This window comes from Streptomyces roseicoloratus, from assembly GCF_004117935.1.
Taxonomy (GTDB): Bacteria; Actinomycetota; Actinomycetes; order Streptomycetales; family Streptomycetaceae; genus Streptomyces; species Streptomyces roseicoloratus.
In genome coordinates, this window is the sequence record NZ_SDOY01000061.1 from 46,731 (window position 1) to 62,786 (window position 16,056).

The 16,056-nt window shown below is 73.8% G+C and carries 15 protein-coding genes and 1 riboswitch; of the genes, 5 read left to right on the top strand and 10 right to left on the bottom strand.

The window, feature by feature from the left end:
- Nucleotides 1-55: 55 nt before the first annotated feature.
- From ESG85_RS05075 to thiO, 5 genes are all read right to left on the bottom strand, one after another.
- On the bottom strand, nucleotides 56-907 hold the full coding sequence (locus ESG85_RS05075) for a deoxyribonuclease IV (protein WP_128976801.1): 852 nt from the start codon (nucleotides 905-907) through the stop codon (nucleotides 56-58).
- Between the two features lie 6 nt (nucleotides 908-913).
- On the bottom strand, nucleotides 914-2,830 hold the full coding sequence (gene pknB / locus ESG85_RS05080) for a Stk1 family PASTA domain-containing Ser/Thr kinase (protein WP_164986169.1): 1,917 nt from the start codon (nucleotides 2,828-2,830) through the stop codon (nucleotides 914-916).
- Between the two features lie 125 nt (nucleotides 2,831-2,955).
- Nucleotides 2,956-3,750: a thiazole synthase gene (locus ESG85_RS05085; RefSeq protein WP_128976802.1), complete on the bottom strand. Its 795-nt coding sequence runs from the start codon at nucleotides 3,748-3,750 to the stop codon at nucleotides 2,956-2,958.
- A gap of 5 nt (nucleotides 3,751-3,755) precedes the next feature.
- Nucleotides 3,756-3,956 (bottom strand): sulfur carrier protein ThiS, encoded by a 201-nt coding sequence (thiS, locus tag ESG85_RS35675; RefSeq protein WP_374050425.1) that lies wholly within the window; start codon nucleotides 3,954-3,956, stop codon nucleotides 3,756-3,758.
- 104 nt (nucleotides 3,957-4,060) lie between these two features.
- Nucleotides 4,061-5,227, bottom strand: coding sequence for a glycine oxidase ThiO (gene thiO, locus ESG85_RS05095; RefSeq protein ID WP_128976804.1), 1,167 nt, complete (start codon nucleotides 5,225-5,227; stop codon nucleotides 4,061-4,063).
- Nucleotides 5,225-5,337, bottom strand: a riboswitch (TPP riboswitch). Its footprint overlaps the gene before it by 3 nt.
- An 84-nt stretch (nucleotides 5,338-5,421) precedes the next feature.
- On the opposite strand from thiO, the gene ESG85_RS05100 reads away from it, so the two are divergent.
- The 5 genes from ESG85_RS05100 (at nucleotide 5,422) to ESG85_RS05120 (ending at nucleotide 9,836) form a co-directional block, all read left to right on the top strand.
- The gene (locus tag ESG85_RS05100) at nucleotides 5,422-6,711 is read left to right on the top strand and encodes an NAD(P)/FAD-dependent oxidoreductase (protein ID WP_374050338.1); all 1,290 of its coding nucleotides are present in this window, start codon (nucleotides 5,422-5,424) and stop codon (nucleotides 6,709-6,711) included.
- Between the two features lie 43 nt (nucleotides 6,712-6,754).
- On the top strand, nucleotides 6,755-7,120 hold the full coding sequence (locus ESG85_RS05105) for an Rv2175c family DNA-binding protein (protein ID WP_128976805.1): 366 nt from the start codon (nucleotides 6,755-6,757) through the stop codon (nucleotides 7,118-7,120).
- 123 nt (nucleotides 7,121-7,243) lie between these two features.
- Nucleotides 7,244-7,894 (top strand): thiamine phosphate synthase, encoded by a 651-nt coding sequence (gene thiE / locus ESG85_RS05110; RefSeq protein ID WP_128976806.1) that lies wholly within the window; start codon nucleotides 7,244-7,246, stop codon nucleotides 7,892-7,894.
- 199 nt (nucleotides 7,895-8,093) lie between these two features.
- Nucleotides 8,094-9,011, top strand: a complete 918-nt coding sequence (gene metF / locus ESG85_RS05115; protein WP_128976807.1) for a methylenetetrahydrofolate reductase [NAD(P)H] — start codon at nucleotides 8,094-8,096, stop codon at nucleotides 9,009-9,011.
- A 51-nt stretch (nucleotides 9,012-9,062) separates the two neighbouring features.
- A complete protein-coding gene (locus tag ESG85_RS05120) occupies nucleotides 9,063-9,836 on the top strand; it encodes a hypothetical protein (RefSeq protein ID WP_128976808.1) in 774 nt (257 codons plus the stop codon).
- Between the two features lie 37 nt (nucleotides 9,837-9,873).
- Here ESG85_RS05120 and ESG85_RS05125 read toward each other — a convergent pair whose 3' ends face one another.
- The 5 genes from ESG85_RS05125 to ESG85_RS05145 all read right to left on the bottom strand — a co-directional run bounded on the left by ESG85_RS05125 (nucleotide 9,874) and on the right by ESG85_RS05145 (nucleotide 15,977).
- Nucleotides 9,874-11,307, bottom strand: a complete 1,434-nt coding sequence (locus tag ESG85_RS05125) for a phytoene desaturase family protein (protein ID WP_181018966.1) — start codon at nucleotides 11,305-11,307, stop codon at nucleotides 9,874-9,876.
- A gap of 10 nt (nucleotides 11,308-11,317) precedes the next feature.
- Complete coding sequence (locus ESG85_RS05130; RefSeq protein ID WP_128976809.1) at nucleotides 11,318-11,932, bottom strand: DUF4126 domain-containing protein; 615 nt, start codon at nucleotides 11,930-11,932, stop codon at nucleotides 11,318-11,320.
- Between the two features lie 409 nt (nucleotides 11,933-12,341).
- Nucleotides 12,342-12,950 (bottom strand): TetR/AcrR family transcriptional regulator, encoded by a 609-nt coding sequence (locus ESG85_RS05135; protein WP_128976810.1) that lies wholly within the window; start codon nucleotides 12,948-12,950, stop codon nucleotides 12,342-12,344.
- A gap of 50 nt (nucleotides 12,951-13,000) precedes the next feature.
- Nucleotides 13,001-15,094 (bottom strand): YhgE/Pip family protein, encoded by a 2,094-nt coding sequence (locus ESG85_RS05140; RefSeq protein WP_128976811.1) that lies wholly within the window; start codon nucleotides 15,092-15,094, stop codon nucleotides 13,001-13,003.
- The gene (locus ESG85_RS05145) at nucleotides 15,081-15,977 is read right to left on the bottom strand and encodes an ATP-binding cassette domain-containing protein (protein ID WP_128976812.1); all 897 of its coding nucleotides are present in this window, start codon (nucleotides 15,975-15,977) and stop codon (nucleotides 15,081-15,083) included. The genes ESG85_RS05140 and ESG85_RS05145 overlap by 14 nt, the downstream gene beginning before the upstream one ends.
- Between the last annotated feature and the right edge of the window lie 79 nt (nucleotides 15,978-16,056).

A 16,056-nucleotide genomic window follows, 5' to 3' on the forward strand; every position in this document is an offset into this window, starting at 1 on the left:
TCGGAACCGTATACCCCCCTAGGGTATTCCTCAACGGGAATTCGAGGACCCCGGCTCAGGGCCGCAGCTTCTTCAGCAGCTCCACGTCCGCCTTGTGCCCCTGCGGTCCGCCGGGCGTCTCGATGATCAACGGTACGCCGTCCGTGGCGGGGTGGCCCAGCAGATTCCGGAAGGCCTCCTGGCCGATGTGACCTGCGCCGATGTTGGCGTGCCGGTCCTTGTGCGCACCCACGACGTCCTTCGAGTCGTTGGCGTGGATCAGCTTCAGCCGGCCCTCGCCGACCACCGCCACCAGCTCGTCGAGGGTGCGGACCGCGCCGTCGGGGCCGGTCAGGTCGTGGCCCGCGGCGAAGATGTGGCAGGTGTCGAGGCAGATGCCCAGCCTGGGATGGCGGTCGAGCGCCTCGAAGTACGGACCGAAGTCCTCCGCCGTCGAGCAGAGCGAGAAGCCCTGACCGGCCGTCGACTCGATGAGCAGGTCCGGGTCGTCCTCGTGCGTCAGCTCGTCGAGCAGCGGCAGCATACGCTCGCGCACCTGCGCCAGGGCCTCGGCGCGCGGCCGGCCCCCGGTCGCCGAGCCGGTGTGCACGACCACGCCCCTGGCGCCGATCCGCCGCGCGCGGCGCAGCGAGTGCCGCAGCGAGTCCACCGACTTCTCCACGGTGGCCTCGGTGTGCGAGCCGAAGTTGATCAGATACGGGGCGTGGACCCAGGCCGACAGGCCCCCGGCCTCGCAGCCGGCCCGGAACAGTTCGTCCTGGGCCGGGTTTCCGGCCGGGGTGGCCCAGCCGCGCGGGTTGGCGACGAAGACCTGCACCGTCTCCGCGCCGAGCTCCCGGGCGTAGCCGAGCCCGACGGTGGCGAGACCGCCGGCCACGGGGACGTGGCCGCCGACGGGGTTGCGCATGAGTGCCTACAGTCCCTTGATCGTGATGCTGACGGTGGAGCCCTCGGCGGCGGTGGAGCCGCCCTCGACGGACTGGCCGGCGACCGTGTCGCCGAGGTACGGGAAGGTCTTCTCGACCTTCACCTCGAAGCCGGCGTCCTCCAGCTCGGCGCGGGCCTCGTCCGTCTTCATGCCCACGACGTCCGGGACCTCGACCATCTTCGGTCCCTTGGAGACGGTCAGCGTGATCGTGTCGCCCTTCGCCGCCCGGCTGCCCTCGGCCAGGGACTGCGCGGCGACGGAGCCGGTCTCCTCGGGCGAGTGGATCCGCTCCGGCGCGACGACGACCTTCAGACCGGCCTCCTGGAGCGTGGCCGTGGCGTCCTCGACCGACTCGCCGGTGACGGAGGGCACCTCGACCGGCGCGCCCTTGCTGACCACGAGCGCCACGGCCGAGTCGGGGTTGCGCTCGGTGCCCGGCTCCGGGTCGGAGCCGATCACGGCACCCTGCGCGACCGAGCGGCTGAACTCGTACGTGATCACACCGGTCGCCAGGCCCTCCTCGGCCAGGGCCTTCCTGGCCTCGGCGAGCGGGGTGCCCTTCAGGTTCGGGACCTTCACGATCCTCGGCCCGCGGGACAGGGTGAGCGTCACCGTGCCGTTGCCGCGGATGCGCTCGCCGGGCGCCGGGTCGACGGCCATGACGGTGCCGCGCTCGTACACGTCGCTGAACGCCCGCTCGGTCGCGCCCACCTCGAGCCCGGCGTCGGCCAGCCGCTGGGTGGCCTGCGCCTCGGTCTGGCCGAGGACGGCGGGGACGCGGGTGAACTGGCCGGAGTTGATGTACCAGACGCCGCTCCCGATGCCCAGGGCGAGCAGCACGGCGGCGACCACGAGCAGCGGCCCGCGCGGGCGGCGGGGGCCGCGCCGCGGGGCGGGCGCCGACTCGGCGGCGGTGGCGGCGGGCGCCGGCAGCAGGCTCGTGTGCTCCACCGGGAGCGGCCGCACGCGCGGGATGACGGAGGTCGGGTCCTCGTCGCCGGCACCGTCCGGCACGGCCTGGGCGCGGGCCTGCGGGGGCTCGGCGTCGAGCTGCTCGTCGCCGAGTGCGGCGCGGGCCTCCCGGGTCCGGGCCAGCAGCTCCACCGCTTCGTACGGCCGGAGGTCGGGGTTCCGCGCGGTCGCGGCGGCCACCAGCTCGTCCAGTTCCACGGCGAGGCCGGGGACGGCGGCGGAGGGCGCGGGCACGTCGGTGTTGAGGTGCTGGTAGAGCACCTGGGCCGGGGTGTCGCCGGAGTGCGGCTTGCCGCCGGTCAGCATCTCGTAGAGCACCACGCCGCACGCGTACACGTCGGCGCGGGTGTCGGCGGTGCCGTGCTCGATCTGCTCCGGCGCCAGGTAGGAGACGGTGCCGAGGACCGCGCCGCTGGTGTCGGTGACCGAACCCACGGCCCGCACCAGACCGAAATCGGCCACCTTCACCCGGCCGTCGTCCCCTATCAGGACGTTCTCCGGCTTCATGTCCCGGTGCACGAACCCGGCCCGGTGCGCGGCGCCGAGCGCGGCCAGCACCGGCTCCAGGACGTCGAGCGCGGCCCGCGGCCGCAGGGCGCCGCGCTCGCGCAGCACGTCGCGGAGGGTGCAGCCGGGCACGTACTCCATCGCGAGGTAGACGTACGCGCCGTCCGCGCCCTGGTCGAAGACGCCGACCACGTTGGGGTGGGCGAGCCGGGCGACGGACTTGGCCTCCCGCATGAACCGCTCCACGAACGCGGCGTCCGTGGCGAGGTCCGGGTGCATCACCTTGAGCGCGAGCTCCCGGTCCAGCCGGGTGTCCAGGGCCCGGTAGACCGTGGCCATCCCGCCGACGGCGATGCGCGCGTCGACGCGGTAGCGGCCGTCGAGCAGCCGCCCGACGAGGGGGTCCTGAAGGGTCGTGTCCACGGCGTCGAGTCTACGAGGGCCCCGGACCCGCCCCGACCCCCGCGGCCCGTACTGCAGCGCAGCTGTGACGAGCGTGACGGGGCGGGGCGGTCCCGGTGCGTCGCCGCGGGACCGCCTCCGGTGCCTCAGAACGCCGGGCGCTCCGGGTCCAGGCGGGCGCGTCCGGCGTGCGGGGAGGACGCCTCGGCGAAGTGGCGGCGCGGGATGCGGCCCGCGCGGTGGGCCAGCCGGCCCGCCTCGACCGCGTGCCGCATCGCCTCGGCCATCAGGACGGGCTCCTGGGCGCGCGTGACCGCCGACGCCAGCATCACCGCCGCGCAGCCCAGCTCCATCGCCTGCGCCGCGTCCGACGCCGTGCCCGCCCCCGCGTCCAGGATCACCGGCACGGTGGCCCGGTCCACGATCAGCTCGAAGTTGTGCGGGTTGCGGATGCCCAGGCCGGAGCCGATCGGCGAGCCCAGCGGCATGATCGCCGCACAGCCGACGTCCTCCAGCTTCCGGGCGAGGACCGGGTCGTCGTTGGTGTACGGCAGCACGACGAAGCCCTCGTCCACCAGCGTCTCGGCGGCCGCGAGGAGCTCCTCGCCGTCCGGCAGCAGGGTCCGCTCGTCGGCGATGACCTCCAGCTTGATCCACTCGGTGCCCAGGGCCTCCCGCGCCAGCCGGGCGGTGAGCACCGCCTCGCCGGCGGTGAAGCAGCCCGCCGTGTTGGGCAGCACCCGGATGCCGAGCCGCTCCAGGACCGACAGGACCGAGCCGCGGACCGTCGGGTCGAGCCGGCGCATCGCGACCGTCGTCAGCTCGGTGCCGCTCGCCACGAGCGAGCGCTCCAGAACGTCGAGGCTGGGCGCCCCGCCCGTTCCCATGATCAGCCGGGACGAGAACTCGGTACCGCCCATCAGGAACACGTCGTCGGACATCGCGCTCACCCTCCCTGCACCGCGGTCAGGACCTCGACCCGGTCGCCGTCGGCGAGCAGGGTCGCGGCCCACTGGCCGCGCGGGACCACGGTCTCGTTGACGGCGGCGGCCACGCCCGACGGCGCCGTGGTCAGGGCGGCGACGAGGGCGTCGAGGGCGAGCGGGCCCTCGACGGTGCGGGGCTCGCCGTTCACGGAGACGGACAGGGGCCCGGAAGGGGATGCGGACAGGGGCCCGGACGGGGATGCGGACGGGGATGCGGACAAGGGCCCGGACGGGGATGCGGACGGGGATGCGGACAGGGGCGCGTTCATGCGTGCTCCAGGTGGGCGGGGGAGAAGCGGCGGGCGGTGAAGGGGCGTGCCTCGTCCGGCAGCGTGCCGGTGGTCAGCGCCTCCGCCATGACGTCACCGGTGACCGGGGTGAGCAGCACCCCGTTGCGGTAGTGGCCGGTGGCCAGGTGCAGCCCGGGCAGGGCGCTGGGGCCGAGCAGCGGCGCGTTGTCGGGGGAGCCGGGCCGCAGCCCGGCGCGGGTCTCGGTGAGCGGCAGCTCGGTGATGCCGGGGACCAGCTCGTGCGCGTCGCGCAGCAGCTCGTACACGCCTCCGGCGGTGACCGTGGTGTCCCAGCCGAGCTCCTCGCTGGTGGCGCCGACGACCAGCTCGCCGTTCTCCCGCGGCACCAGGTAGACGTGGCTGCCGCGGACGACCGCCCGGACCGTCCGGGACAGGAACGGCGCGTACGCGGGCGGCACCCGCAGCCGCAGCACCTGCCCCTTCACGGGTCGCACGGGCGGCAGGACCTTCTCCGGCACCCCGGCGAGCCGGCCGCTCATGCTGCCGGCGGCGAGTACCACCTGCTCCGCGGCCGGCTCGGTGCCGTCCGCGAGCACCGCGCCCGCGGCCCGGTCCCGCACCACCGTGAGCCGCTCGGCGAGCGAGCGGTGGAAGACCACCCCGGCCCGCTCGCACGCCACCACCAGCGCGTCGGCGAGCCGCCGCGGGTCCACCTGGTGGTCGCCGTCGACCCGGAGCCCGCCGCGCACGCCCGGCGCCAGCATCGGTTCGAGGCGGCGGCACTCGCGGCCGCTGAGCCACTCGGAGGCGAGCCCGCAGCGGGTCTGCAGCGCGTGGAGCTCGCGCAGATGGGCCCGGTCGTCCGCGTCGAGCGCGACGGCCAGGGTGCCGCAGGCCCGGTAGCCGACGTCCATGCCGCCGGTCGCCTCGGCGAGTTCGGCGACGAAGCCGGGATAGCGGCGCGCGGAGGCCAGGTTGAGGCCGAGCAGGGTCTCCTCGCCGTAGTGGAGTTCGGTGACGGCGGCGAGCATGCCCGCCGCCACCCGGGCGGCGCCGCCGCCCGGCTCGGGGTCGGCCACGGCGGTGCGTAGTCCGCGCTGCGCGGCGCGCCAGGCCGTGACCAGGCCGATGATGCCACCTCCGACGACGAGAACGTCCGAGGTGGTGCGTGTACGCGACATGGGCGTCCAGCCCCTCCCTTCGCCGGCATGACCCGGATCAGGTTCGTACGGTCGGAGGCCGGCCAGCCTCCCTCTCAGCCCGGTGCGTCCGGGCTCCCGCGAGTGCTCTACGGCGGCCAGACTAACCGCCCGGGCCGCACCGCCACAGGACCCCCTCCCTTCCTGACGCATCGTCAGGTGAATACAGTGGTCGGGTGAGCGAGCAGAGCGAGCAGCAGCAGTCCGGGGTCGAGCCGCAGCACCGGTCGCCCGACGGGACCCGACGGCACGTCGTGATCGCCGGTGCCGGGATGGCCGGCGTCCAGACCGCCGTGGCCCTCCGCGAGCGGGGCTTCACCGGCCCCGTCACCCTCATCGGCGCCGAACCCCACCAGCCCTACGACCGGCCGCCGCTGTCCAAGGCGGTGCTGCTCGGCAAGGCCGAGGACTCCGCCTTCGACATCGACTTCGCCGCCCTCGACGTCGACCTCCGCCTCGGCGTCGAGGTCACCGGACTCCGCGCCGCCGACCACGAACTCGACACCGGGTCCGGACCCGTCCCGTACGACGTCCTCGTCATCGCCACCGGCGCCCACCCGCTCACCCTGCCCGGCTCCGAAGGCGTCCCCGGCGTCCATCTGCTGCGCACCCTCGACGACGCCGCCCGGCTCAGGCCCGTCCTCGAACGCCGCCACGACATCGTCGTCGTCGGCGCCGGCTGGATCGGCGCCGAGTTCACCACCGCCGCCCGCCAGGCCGGCTGCGCCGTCACCGTCGTCGAGGCCGCCGGCCGCCCCCTCGCCGGAGCGCTCCCCGCCGAGGTCACCGCCCCCATGGCCGCCTGGTACGCCGAGGCCGGCGCCGAACTCCGGCTCCACGCGCGCGTGGAGCGCGTCGAGGACGGCCGCGTCGTCCTCACCGCCGACTCCGACGACTTCGGCGCCACCGGCGAGACCCGCGAACTGCCCGCCGACGCCGTCGTCGTCGGCATCGGCGCCCGCCCCGCCACCGGCTGGCTCGAAGGCTCCGGCGCCGCCCTCGACCCCAGCGGCGCGCTCACCGCCGACGACCGGCTGCGCACCTCGCTGCCCGACGTGTACGCCGTCGGCGACTGCGCCTCCTTCCCGTCCGCCCGCTACGGCGAACGGCTCCTCGTCCACCACTGGGACAACGCCCTCCAGGGCCCCCGCACCGTCGCCGCCGGCATCGCGGGCGAGGCTCCCGGGCCGTACGACCCGGTGCCCTACTTCTGGTCCGAGCAGTTCGGCCGCTTCGTCCAGTACGCCGGGCACCACGGCGCCGCCGACACCCTGCTGTGGCGCGGCGACCCGGCCGACGAGTCCTGGACGGTGCTGTGGCTGCGCGGCGAGACCCCGGTCGCGCTGCTCGCCGTCGGCCGGCCGCGCGACCTGGCCCAGGGCCGCAGGCTGATCGAGCACGGCACCGCCGTCGACCCGGCACGGGCCGCCGACCCCTCCGTACCTCTGAAGGCGGCAGTCCGGTAGGGCCCGGCTACCCACTGTCAGTCCGGGATGGCAGGCTTGTTCCGTGACCGAGATTGACGCAAAGATCGATGCTCTCGTCCCCGACTGGCTCTACCTCCCGGACATCGCCGAGATGCTCGACGTGGAGGTGACGCGGGTGCGGCAGCTGGTCAAGGAAGGCCAGCTCATCGCCGTCCGCCGCGGTGAGAACAAGGCGCTGCAGGTGCCTGCCGCCTTCATTCAGGGCGACAAGGTGGTCAAGGGCCTCTCCGGGACCCTGACGCTCCTGAGGGACGACGGCTTCAGCGACGAAGAGATGCTGGAGTGGCTCTTCACTCCGGACCCGACCCTGCCGGGCACGCCCGCGCAGGCCCTCGGCGAGAATCGCGGCACGGAGGTGAAGCGCCGCGCCCAGGCGCTCGCCGTCTGACGGCCGGCGCCGTCCGACGCACGCTCGCCGAGCCGCACCGAAGACACCACAGCGGTGCCGGGCCACCGGCCGACCCCCGGTCGGCGGCCCGGCGCCCGCACCACCCGACGGGGGGACACCCACATGCCCACGCCTCGCGCGCAGCTCGCCGACGCCCGCCTCTACCTGTGCACCGACGCCCGGAAGCGCCAGGGCGACCTGCCCGCCTTCCTCGACGCCGTGCTCTCCTCCGGCGTCGACATCGTGCAGCTCCGCGACAAGGGCATGGAGGCCGGCGAGGAGCTGGAGCACCTCGCCGTGTTCGCCGAGGCCTGCCGCCGCCACGGCAAGCTCCTCGCCGTCAACGACCGGGCCGACGTCGCCCACGCCATCGGCTCCGACGTGCTCCACCTCGGCCAGGGCGACCTGCCCGTGCCCGCCGCCCGGGCGATCCTCGGCGACGAGGTGCTGATCGGCCGGTCCTGCCACGCGGAGGAGGAGGCCGCCGCGGCCGCCGCCGAGCCCGGCGTGGACTACTTCTGCACCGGTCCCTGCTGGCCCACCCCCACCAAGCCCGGGCGGTACGCGCCGGGCCTCGGCCTCGTGCGGTACGCGGCGGGCCTGGCCCAGGACCGGCCCTGGTTCGCCATCGGCGGCATCGACGAGACCAATCTGGACGAGGTCCTCGACGCGGGCGCCCGGCGCATCGTCGTGGTCCGCGCCGTCACCGAGGCCGACGACCCCGCGGCCGCCGCGGCCTCCCTCGCCAAGCGGGTCCGCGAGCGCCTGGGCTGAGCCGGACCGGAACCCGGCGCGGGGCCCGGGCCGCCGTCATCCCGTGCGGCGCATGGCTCGCCGTCATCCCGTGCGGCGCCCGGGGCGCCGTCCGCATCGTGGTCTCCCGCACACGGTGACCTGTGCCGGGTGTCCGGAAAGGTGTCCACGGAGCGGACTCGACTTCACTCGACTCCTGGACCCCGTCTAACCTGCCCGTATGGCCCTTGGTACCGCTTCCGTCCGCTCGGACCGCGCTCGCACGGTCCGCGACATCCTCGCCGCCGGTGGCACCTCGTACTCCTTCGAGTTCTTCGCCCCCCGGACCGAGAAGAGCGAGCAGAGCCTCTGGGACGCCATGCGCCGGATCGAGGCGGTCGGCCCCAGCTTCGTCTCCGTGACCTACGGCGCCGGAGGCTCCACCCGCGGCGGCACGGTCAAGGCCACCCAGAAGATCGCCTCGGACACCACGCTCACCCCGGTCGCCCACATCACCGCCGTCGACCACTCCATCGCCGAGCTCCGCAACGTCCTCGGCCAGTACGCCGACGCCGGCATCCGGAACATGCTCGCCGTGCGCGGCGATCCGCCGGGCGACCCGCTCGGCGAGTGGGTCGCCCATCCGGAGGGCGTCCACTACGCCGCCGACCTCGTCCGGCTGATCAAGGAGTCGGGCGACTTCTGCGTCGGAGTCGCCGCCTTCCCGGAGATGCACCCCCGGTCCACGGACTGGGACACCGACGTCCGGCACTTCGTCGACAAGTGCCGGGCCGGCGCCGACTACGCGATCACCCAGATGTTCTTCGACCCGGAGGCCTATCTGCGGCTGCGCGACAGCGTGCAGAAGGCGGGCTGCGAGACGCCGATCATCCCCGAGGTGATGCCGGTGGTGAGCGTCCGGACGCTGGAACGGCTGCCCGTCCTGAGCAACGCGCACTTCCCCGAGAACGTGAAAGAACGCATCCTCGCGGTCAAGGACGATCCGGCCGCTGTACGCTCCATGGGCATCGAGTTCGCGACGGAGTTCTGCGCGCGGCTGCTGTCCGAGGGTGTCCCAGGGCTGCACTTCATCACGCTGAACAACTCCAGGGCTACGCTCGAGATCTACGAGAATCTCGGACTGCACCAGCAGTCGTGACCGGTCGTACCCGCCCCTACCCGCGGCGGAGGCCGTAGGAGAGGGGCGGGCATGTGGTGGACGGTCCTCTACATCGCATTCGGTGTCGTGGCGCTGTGGCTGCTGGGTGAGGTGCTGCTGCAGTACAAGGCGCGGCTGCGCTGGCGCCTGCTCGCCTTCGGCGGCTTCCTCGGCGTCGTCATCGGCGTGCTGCTGCCCTCGGTCCTGGTGATCGTCGTCGGCGCGCTCGCCTTCGCCCTCGGCCAGACCTACGTCACCCTCTCCTTCCGGCGCGGCTTCTCCACCGGCTGGGCCCTGGGCGGCAACCCGGGCGCGAGCCGCCGCCGCCGGTCCGGGCCGCCGGCCAAGGAGGGGCCGACCCTGGAGGTCAGCGACCTCGCGTACGAGCCGGCCCACGAGGCCGCGGACGGCCCCGACGGCTACCCGGCCGCCGGCCGGGACGCCGAGTCCGGCGCCGTCTACGAGCCCGAGCCGATGCCCGAGGACACCGGCCAGTACGCGGTCTACGGCACCTCCTACGACCAGCAGCAGCCGCAGTACGCCGACCCCTACGCCGGCTACGAGCAGCAGCCCGGTTACGACTACGGCACCGACGCCGGCCGGCAGTACGCGGCCTACTCCGACCCGTACATCGGCCAGCAGACCTACACCGACGCGGGCCAGCAGTACGGCACCTACCAGCAGCCGTACGACGACCCGTACGCGCCCTCGTACGTCTACGACACGCCGCCCGGCGGCGTGTGGGTGCCGCAGCAGCGCGACACCGAGCAGCAGGAACAGCAGCAGCAGTACGGCTACGGCGAGGACCAGCAGTACCGCTACTGACCGCTTCCCGCCCCTGTCGGAGTCCGCCGGCGGGGGCTCACTGCGAGCCGCGGAAGTCCGCGCCCTCCACGATCAGCCCGGCGACCAGCGCACCCGACATCCCGGCGTGCGCGAGCCCGCCCCCCGGATGCGACCAGCCGCCCGCGAAGTACAGACCGGGCAGCGCCGAGACGTTGCCCGCCGGGAGCAGCCGCCCGCCCGCTCCCGCCAGGGCCGGTCCGGGCACCTCGGCGACACCGGTCTCCCGGAGCGTGTGCTCCGGCGTACGGACCTCCTGCCACAGCAACCGCTCCCGCAGCCCCGGCACGGCCGCCTCGGCCTGCCGCAGCATCCCCTCGGCCACCGAGTCCCAGCCCCGACCGTCCCCGGTGCGGACGGTCGCCGTGACCGTCGCCGACTCGTGGGCGCCGTCCGGCCGCAGCTCCGGATCGTCCGGCCGCAGGACGGTCACCGTCGGCAGGCCACCCGAGGCGTGCACCACCGTGCGGTGCACCGCATCCGACTCCCGCGCCCCGCGCAGGGCCAGACAGACCGTCACCCGGCCGGTCCCGTCCCCGTGGGACGGCCGGGTCCCCGTGCCCTCCGGCGGGAGCCTCCGGTCCCCGTCGTGGTGCAGCGGCACCGGCGCGCCCGAGACCACGTGGTCCGCCTCGACGGTCTCCCCGCCGGCCAGCTCGATCCCGCAGGCCCGGCCGTCCTTCTCCAGGACCCGCACGACGTGCGCGTCGAACACGAACTCCACCCGCCGCCGCACGCACCGCTCGTACACGGCGTCCGCCAGCGCCCGCATGCCCCCGGCCACGTACCAGCTGCCGAAGGTCTGCTCCATGTACGGCAGCACGGCCGCCGCGGCCGGCGCGGTCGCCGGGTCGAAGCCGTAGCTCCACGCGTGGGCGTCGAGGAGCGCGGCGAGCCGCGGGTCGCGCAGCTCGCGGGCGCCGACCCGGGCGAGCGTGGTCGCCGGGCGGCGCAGCAGGCCGCCCTTCAGGGCCGGGTAGGGCTCGCGGCCGAGCGGCGTGCGGTCGGCCGGCTGCGGCTCCTCCAGGAGCGGCCGGCGCGTGCGGTCCCAGGCCTCGCGGGCCCGCACCAGGAAGTCGCCCCAGCGCTCGCCCGCGCCGGCGCCGAGCGCCGCGTCCAGGGCCGAGGCCGTCCCGGCGCGCGAGGCGTTGGGCAGGTCGACGCGGGTGCCGTCGGCGAAGACATGACGGCTCGCCGGGTCGACCTGGCCGAGCGTCACGCACTCCTCGAGCGGCTGCTTCCCGGTCTTGACGAACAGGTCGCGGTAGACCGCGGGCAGATGCAGCAGGCCGGGGCCGGTGTCGAAGCCGAAGCCGTCGCGCGTGAGGCGGCGGACGCCGCCCCCGTAGGTCCCGTCGCTCTCGTACACCGTCACGCGGTGGCCCGCCACGGCCAGCCGTGCGGCTGCCGCCATGGCGCCGAGCCCCGCGCCGATCACCACAATCCGTGCCATGTCCGCGACTCTAGCCGCCCCCGCCGACGGCCTGGCGGGCCAGGCGCTTCTCCTCCCGGCGCTGTGCCCGGCGCCGCAGGAAGCGGCGGATGCTGTGGGCGAGGAAGCCCAGTATCACCAGGCCGAGGACGAGCAGGACGCCCGCGATGACCGCCGCCGCGACCGGATGGAATATCGCGAAGGTGATCAGACCGGCGACGCCGAGGTCCTCCGCCAGGGACACCGCGATGTTGGAGAAGGGCTCCGGCGAGGTGTTGATCGCCATCCGGGTGCCGGCCTTGACGAAGTGGCTCAGCAGGGCCGTCGTACCGCCGACGGCGCCCGCCGCCAGCTCGGGCAGCGAACCCGACTGCCCGGCGAGCAGCGCCGCCACCACCGCGCCGGCGATCGGCCGGATCACCGTGTGGACCGAGTCCCACACCGAGTCGACGTACGGGATCTTGTCCGCCACCGCCTCGCACAGGAACAGCACACCGGCGGCGATCAGGACGTCGGGACGCTGCAGAGCCTCGGGAACCTCGTCGCTGAGGCCGGTGGCGCCGAACAGGCCGAGCAGCAGGACCACCGCGTACGCGTTGATCCCGCTCGCCCAGCCGCTCGTGAAGACCAGGGGGAGTACGGACACGTGCGTGATCGTAACCAGCCCTGAGTACCCGTACCTAGGGGGCGAGATGAGTAGGGATGCGGATGGGCCGTGACCTGCGCGGAAGGAAGAGTGGACCGCACGGAAGGGGCGCGGCTCCGGGACCGCCGGCACGGGGCGGCGGAACGGGGCCGCGCGCCTGCCGGTACGGGGGTATCACGGGGGGTCGCTCTCCGGGGGCGCACGCCAGTGCGTGGGAGCGACACGGCGCCGGTCCGGCGAGGCTCGGGGGGATCGAGCCTCGCCGGACCGGCGCTTCTTCCGGTCTGCGCGTGTGGTCCGCGTCCGCGTCGTCCGTGCGCGGGGTGCCCTAACGGTCCGGCCGTACGGGTCCGGCGGTACGGTTCCGGCCGTACGGGGCGGCGGCGCCCCGGCGGGAGCCGGACGCCGCTCAGCCGCCGCTCACGCGCCCGTGCAGCAGGCGCGAGAGCGCCGCGTGCACGTCGTCCAGGGAGCGCTCGCTCTGGAAGGCCTGCCAGTCCAGCGCGGCCACCAGGACCATCCCGACCAGCGCGGCCGCCGTCAGCTGGACGTCGATCTCCTCGCTCAGCTCGCCCGCCTCCACACCGTCCCGCAGCACGTTCTCGACGACCGCGACGGCTTCCTGACGGACCACCAGGAGCGTCGAGTTCCAGGCCCGTCCGGTGCGCCACAGTTCGGCCACGTACAGCTGGGTGAAGGCCGGGTAGCGCTGGATGAAGACGAGGCCCGCCCGGATCATCGCGTCCAGCGCCTCGACCCGGCTGCCGCCCCGCCCGGTGGTCTCCTCGGCCGCGTTCCTCAGGGACGCGGCGAGGAGCGAGACGCCGTGCCGCAGCAGCTCCTCGAAGAGCTCGGTCTTGCTCTTGAAGTTGTAGTAGACCGTGCCCTTGGCCACCCCCGCGCGCTCGGCGATCTCGTCGACCGTGGTCGCCGAGAACCCCTGCTCGGCGATGAGGGTGACGGCCGCCTCGTAGAGCTTGGCGCGGGTGGCCTGCCGTCTGGTGCTGCTGCTGTCCATGGCTCGATTCTCACAGGTCCGCCGGAGCGTTCCGGCCTGTCGGGTGTGTCCTAGAGCGAGAGTTCGGGGTGGAGCCGGTCCAGGCTCCACACCTGCTTCTGACGGGCGGAGAGCGCGGTCAGCGCGAGCGCGCCCGCCGTGAACGCGGCCAGGACCGCGACCGCCTGCCAGACCGGCCCGATGCCGCCGCCCGTGATGAGCCGGCGCAGCGCCTCGACGACGTACGTCATCGGCAGGTACGGGTGGATCGCGTTGAAGAAGCCCGGGCTGGTCTGGACGGGGTACGTGCCGCCCGCCGAGGTCAGCTGGAGCATCAGGACCGCGAGCACCAGGATCCGTCCCGCCGCGCCGAAGCGGGCGTTGAGCCACTGGATGATGGCGGCGAAGCAGCAGGTCACCAGGACGAGGAAGCCGACGGTCCCGGCCGCCCTCGCCATCTGCAGACCGAGGCCCCAGTGGAGCACGGACATCAGCGCGCCCACCTGGAGGACGCCGATCGCGGCCACCGGCAGCCAGCCCGCGAGCGCGATCCGCCAGGCGGAGGCGCCGGCGGCGAGGGCGCGCCGGTTCAGCGGCTGGATGATCATGTAGGCCACCATCGCGCCGACCCAGAGGGACAGCGGGATGAAGTACGGGGCGAAGCCGGTGCCGTAGTTGGGCGCCTTGTGCATCGACTGGGCGGCGAGCTTGACCGGGTCGGACATGACGTCGGTGCGGCGGTCGCGGTCCTGCTTGTCGTAGTCGGGGATCTTCTTCACGCCGTCGCTGAGGCCGGAGGCGAGCTCGCGCGAGCCGTCCGCCAGCTTGTACAGGCCGCCGTCGAGATCGCCCGCGCCCTTCTTCAGCCGGCCGACGCCGCTGTCGAGGTTCGAGGAGCCGGTGCGGGCGCTGGTGAGGCCGGTGTGCAGCCGGTCGGCGCCGGCGGCGACCTGGTGGGCGCCCTTGTTGAGCTCGTTGATCTTCCTGATGGCGTCGTCGACGTCCTGGTCGAGGTGCGGGGCGCGCCGGGCCAGTTCGTCGGCGTCCTTCTTCAGCTTGGTGAGCCGGGCGTCCAGGGTCTTCAGGTCGCCGTCGCTGTCCTTGGTCAGCTCGTGCAGGTCGTCGGAGATCTTCGCGACGTCGTCGGCGGTGACCGAGGCCTTCTTGAGGATCTCGCAGCCCTTGGCGTCCTTCAGCGGGTCCAGGTTGGTCACGCACTGCTTGCGGTAGTACGCCGACAGCTCGTCGTCGGCGGCGTGGGCGGCCGTGCGGACGGCCGGGGCGGTCCGCACCAGGGCCTTCAGGTTGTGCTGGACGGCGGTCGTCGAGTCGGAGACCAGCCGGGCGGAGTCGCGGATCGACTTGCCGTTGTTCGCCAGGTAGGGGCGGACCTGGTCGGCCCTGGCGTTCACCTTGTCGGCGAGCTGCTGCGTGCCGGCGGCGACCTTGCGGGAGCCGGTCTCCAGGTCCTTGGCGCCCTTGTCGAGCTTCTTGATGCCCGAGGCGAGGTCGCCGCTGCCCTTCTTGGCGTCCTTCAGCCCGTCGGCCAGCTTCTTGGAGCCGGCCTTCGCCTTGTCGGCGCCGGTCTTCAGGTCGCCGGCGCCCTTGGCCGCCTCGGCGGTGGCGTCGTGCAGGTCGGAGAACGAGATGAAGATCTTGTCCAGGAAGGTGCGCGAGGACTTGGTGGAGGCGGCGGTGCGCACCTCGGAGAAGACCGTGCGGGAGATCTGGCCGACGATGTAGTTGTTGGCGTCGTTCGTACGGACCTTGAGCGCGCCGGCCTCGGGGGAGTCGCCGGAGCTGGAGGCGATGCGCGCGCTGAAGTCGGCCGGCATGGTCAGGGACAGGTAGTACGTCCCGTCCTCGACGCCCTTGCGGGCCTCCTCGTCGCTGACCTCGTGCCACTCGAAGACGGCGCTCTCGCGCAGGTTCTCGGTGATGTCGGCGCCGGCGGTGACCTTCTGGCCGCCGGTGGTGGCGCCCTCGTCCTCGTTGACCAGGGCGACGGGGATCTTGTCGAGCCTGCTGTACGGGTCCCAGAACGACCACAGGTACAGCGCGCCGTACAGCAGTGGCAGCAGCAGGATCGCGACCATCGCGGCCCGCGGGAGCTTCCCCCTGCCGAACCGCTTCAGCTCGAGCGCGGCGAGCTTATGCGAGCGCACCGGCGTCCCCCTTCTCGGTCTCTACGGTCTTCTCGGTGTCTACGGTCTTGGCGGTCTTGGCGGTCTTGGCGGTCTTGCCGGTCTTGTCGGTCTTGGCGGTGGCCTCGGTGGCCTCGGTCGTCGCGTCGGCTTCGGTGGCCCCGGCCGGCTCCGCGGGCTTGCCGGCCGTGCTCGTGGCCGGGGCCGTGGAGACGCGGAGGGCGTCTTCCGGGGCCTCGCTGCAGACGGCGAGGACGGTGGTGCCCGAGGCGGCGACGGAGCGCAGCAGGTCCCAGGCCTCGGCGCGGTCGGCGTCGGAGAGCTTGAGGTCGGCGTCGTCCAGGGCGAGCAGCCGGGGCCGGCCGATGAGCGCGAGGGCGACGGAGAGCCGCAGCGCCTCCAGGCGCTCCAGGTCGCGCACGGAGGTCCGCTCGCCCTTGGGCAGGGCGTCGACGTCCAGGCCCGCGGCGGCCAGGGCCTCGTCGATCCGGGCCCGGGCGGAGGCGGTGCGCTCGCCGGCGGGGCGGAGCAGGGCCTTCAGCGAGCCGTCGAAGCGGCGCTGGAGCAGGGCACGCTCGCGCAGGTGCTCGGCGACGGTGAGGGCCGGGTCGAGGTCGCTCACGCCCGGCACCGGACCGAGCGCGGCGATCCGCCGCACGGCGGCCATCCTGCGCGGCAGCCGGAGGCCGGCCACGTCGGCGTGGCCCTCGTGGGTCTTCATCCGGCCGGTGAGCGCGAGCAGCAGGCAGGTACGGCCGGATCCGGACGGGCCCTCGATCGCGACGAGGGTTCCGGGAGCGGCCTCGAAGCCGATCCCGCGGAACGCCCAGCCGCGCGGGCCCTTCAGGCCGAATCCGTCCGCGACGACGGCGGCGCCGTACGGCTCGTCCGGGTTCGCGTCCACGATCCCCCCTCGGTATGGAATCTCTTTTGAACTGACCAGTCAGTGCAAAAAGTTACCGCCGAGTTGGCGATCAGGCAAA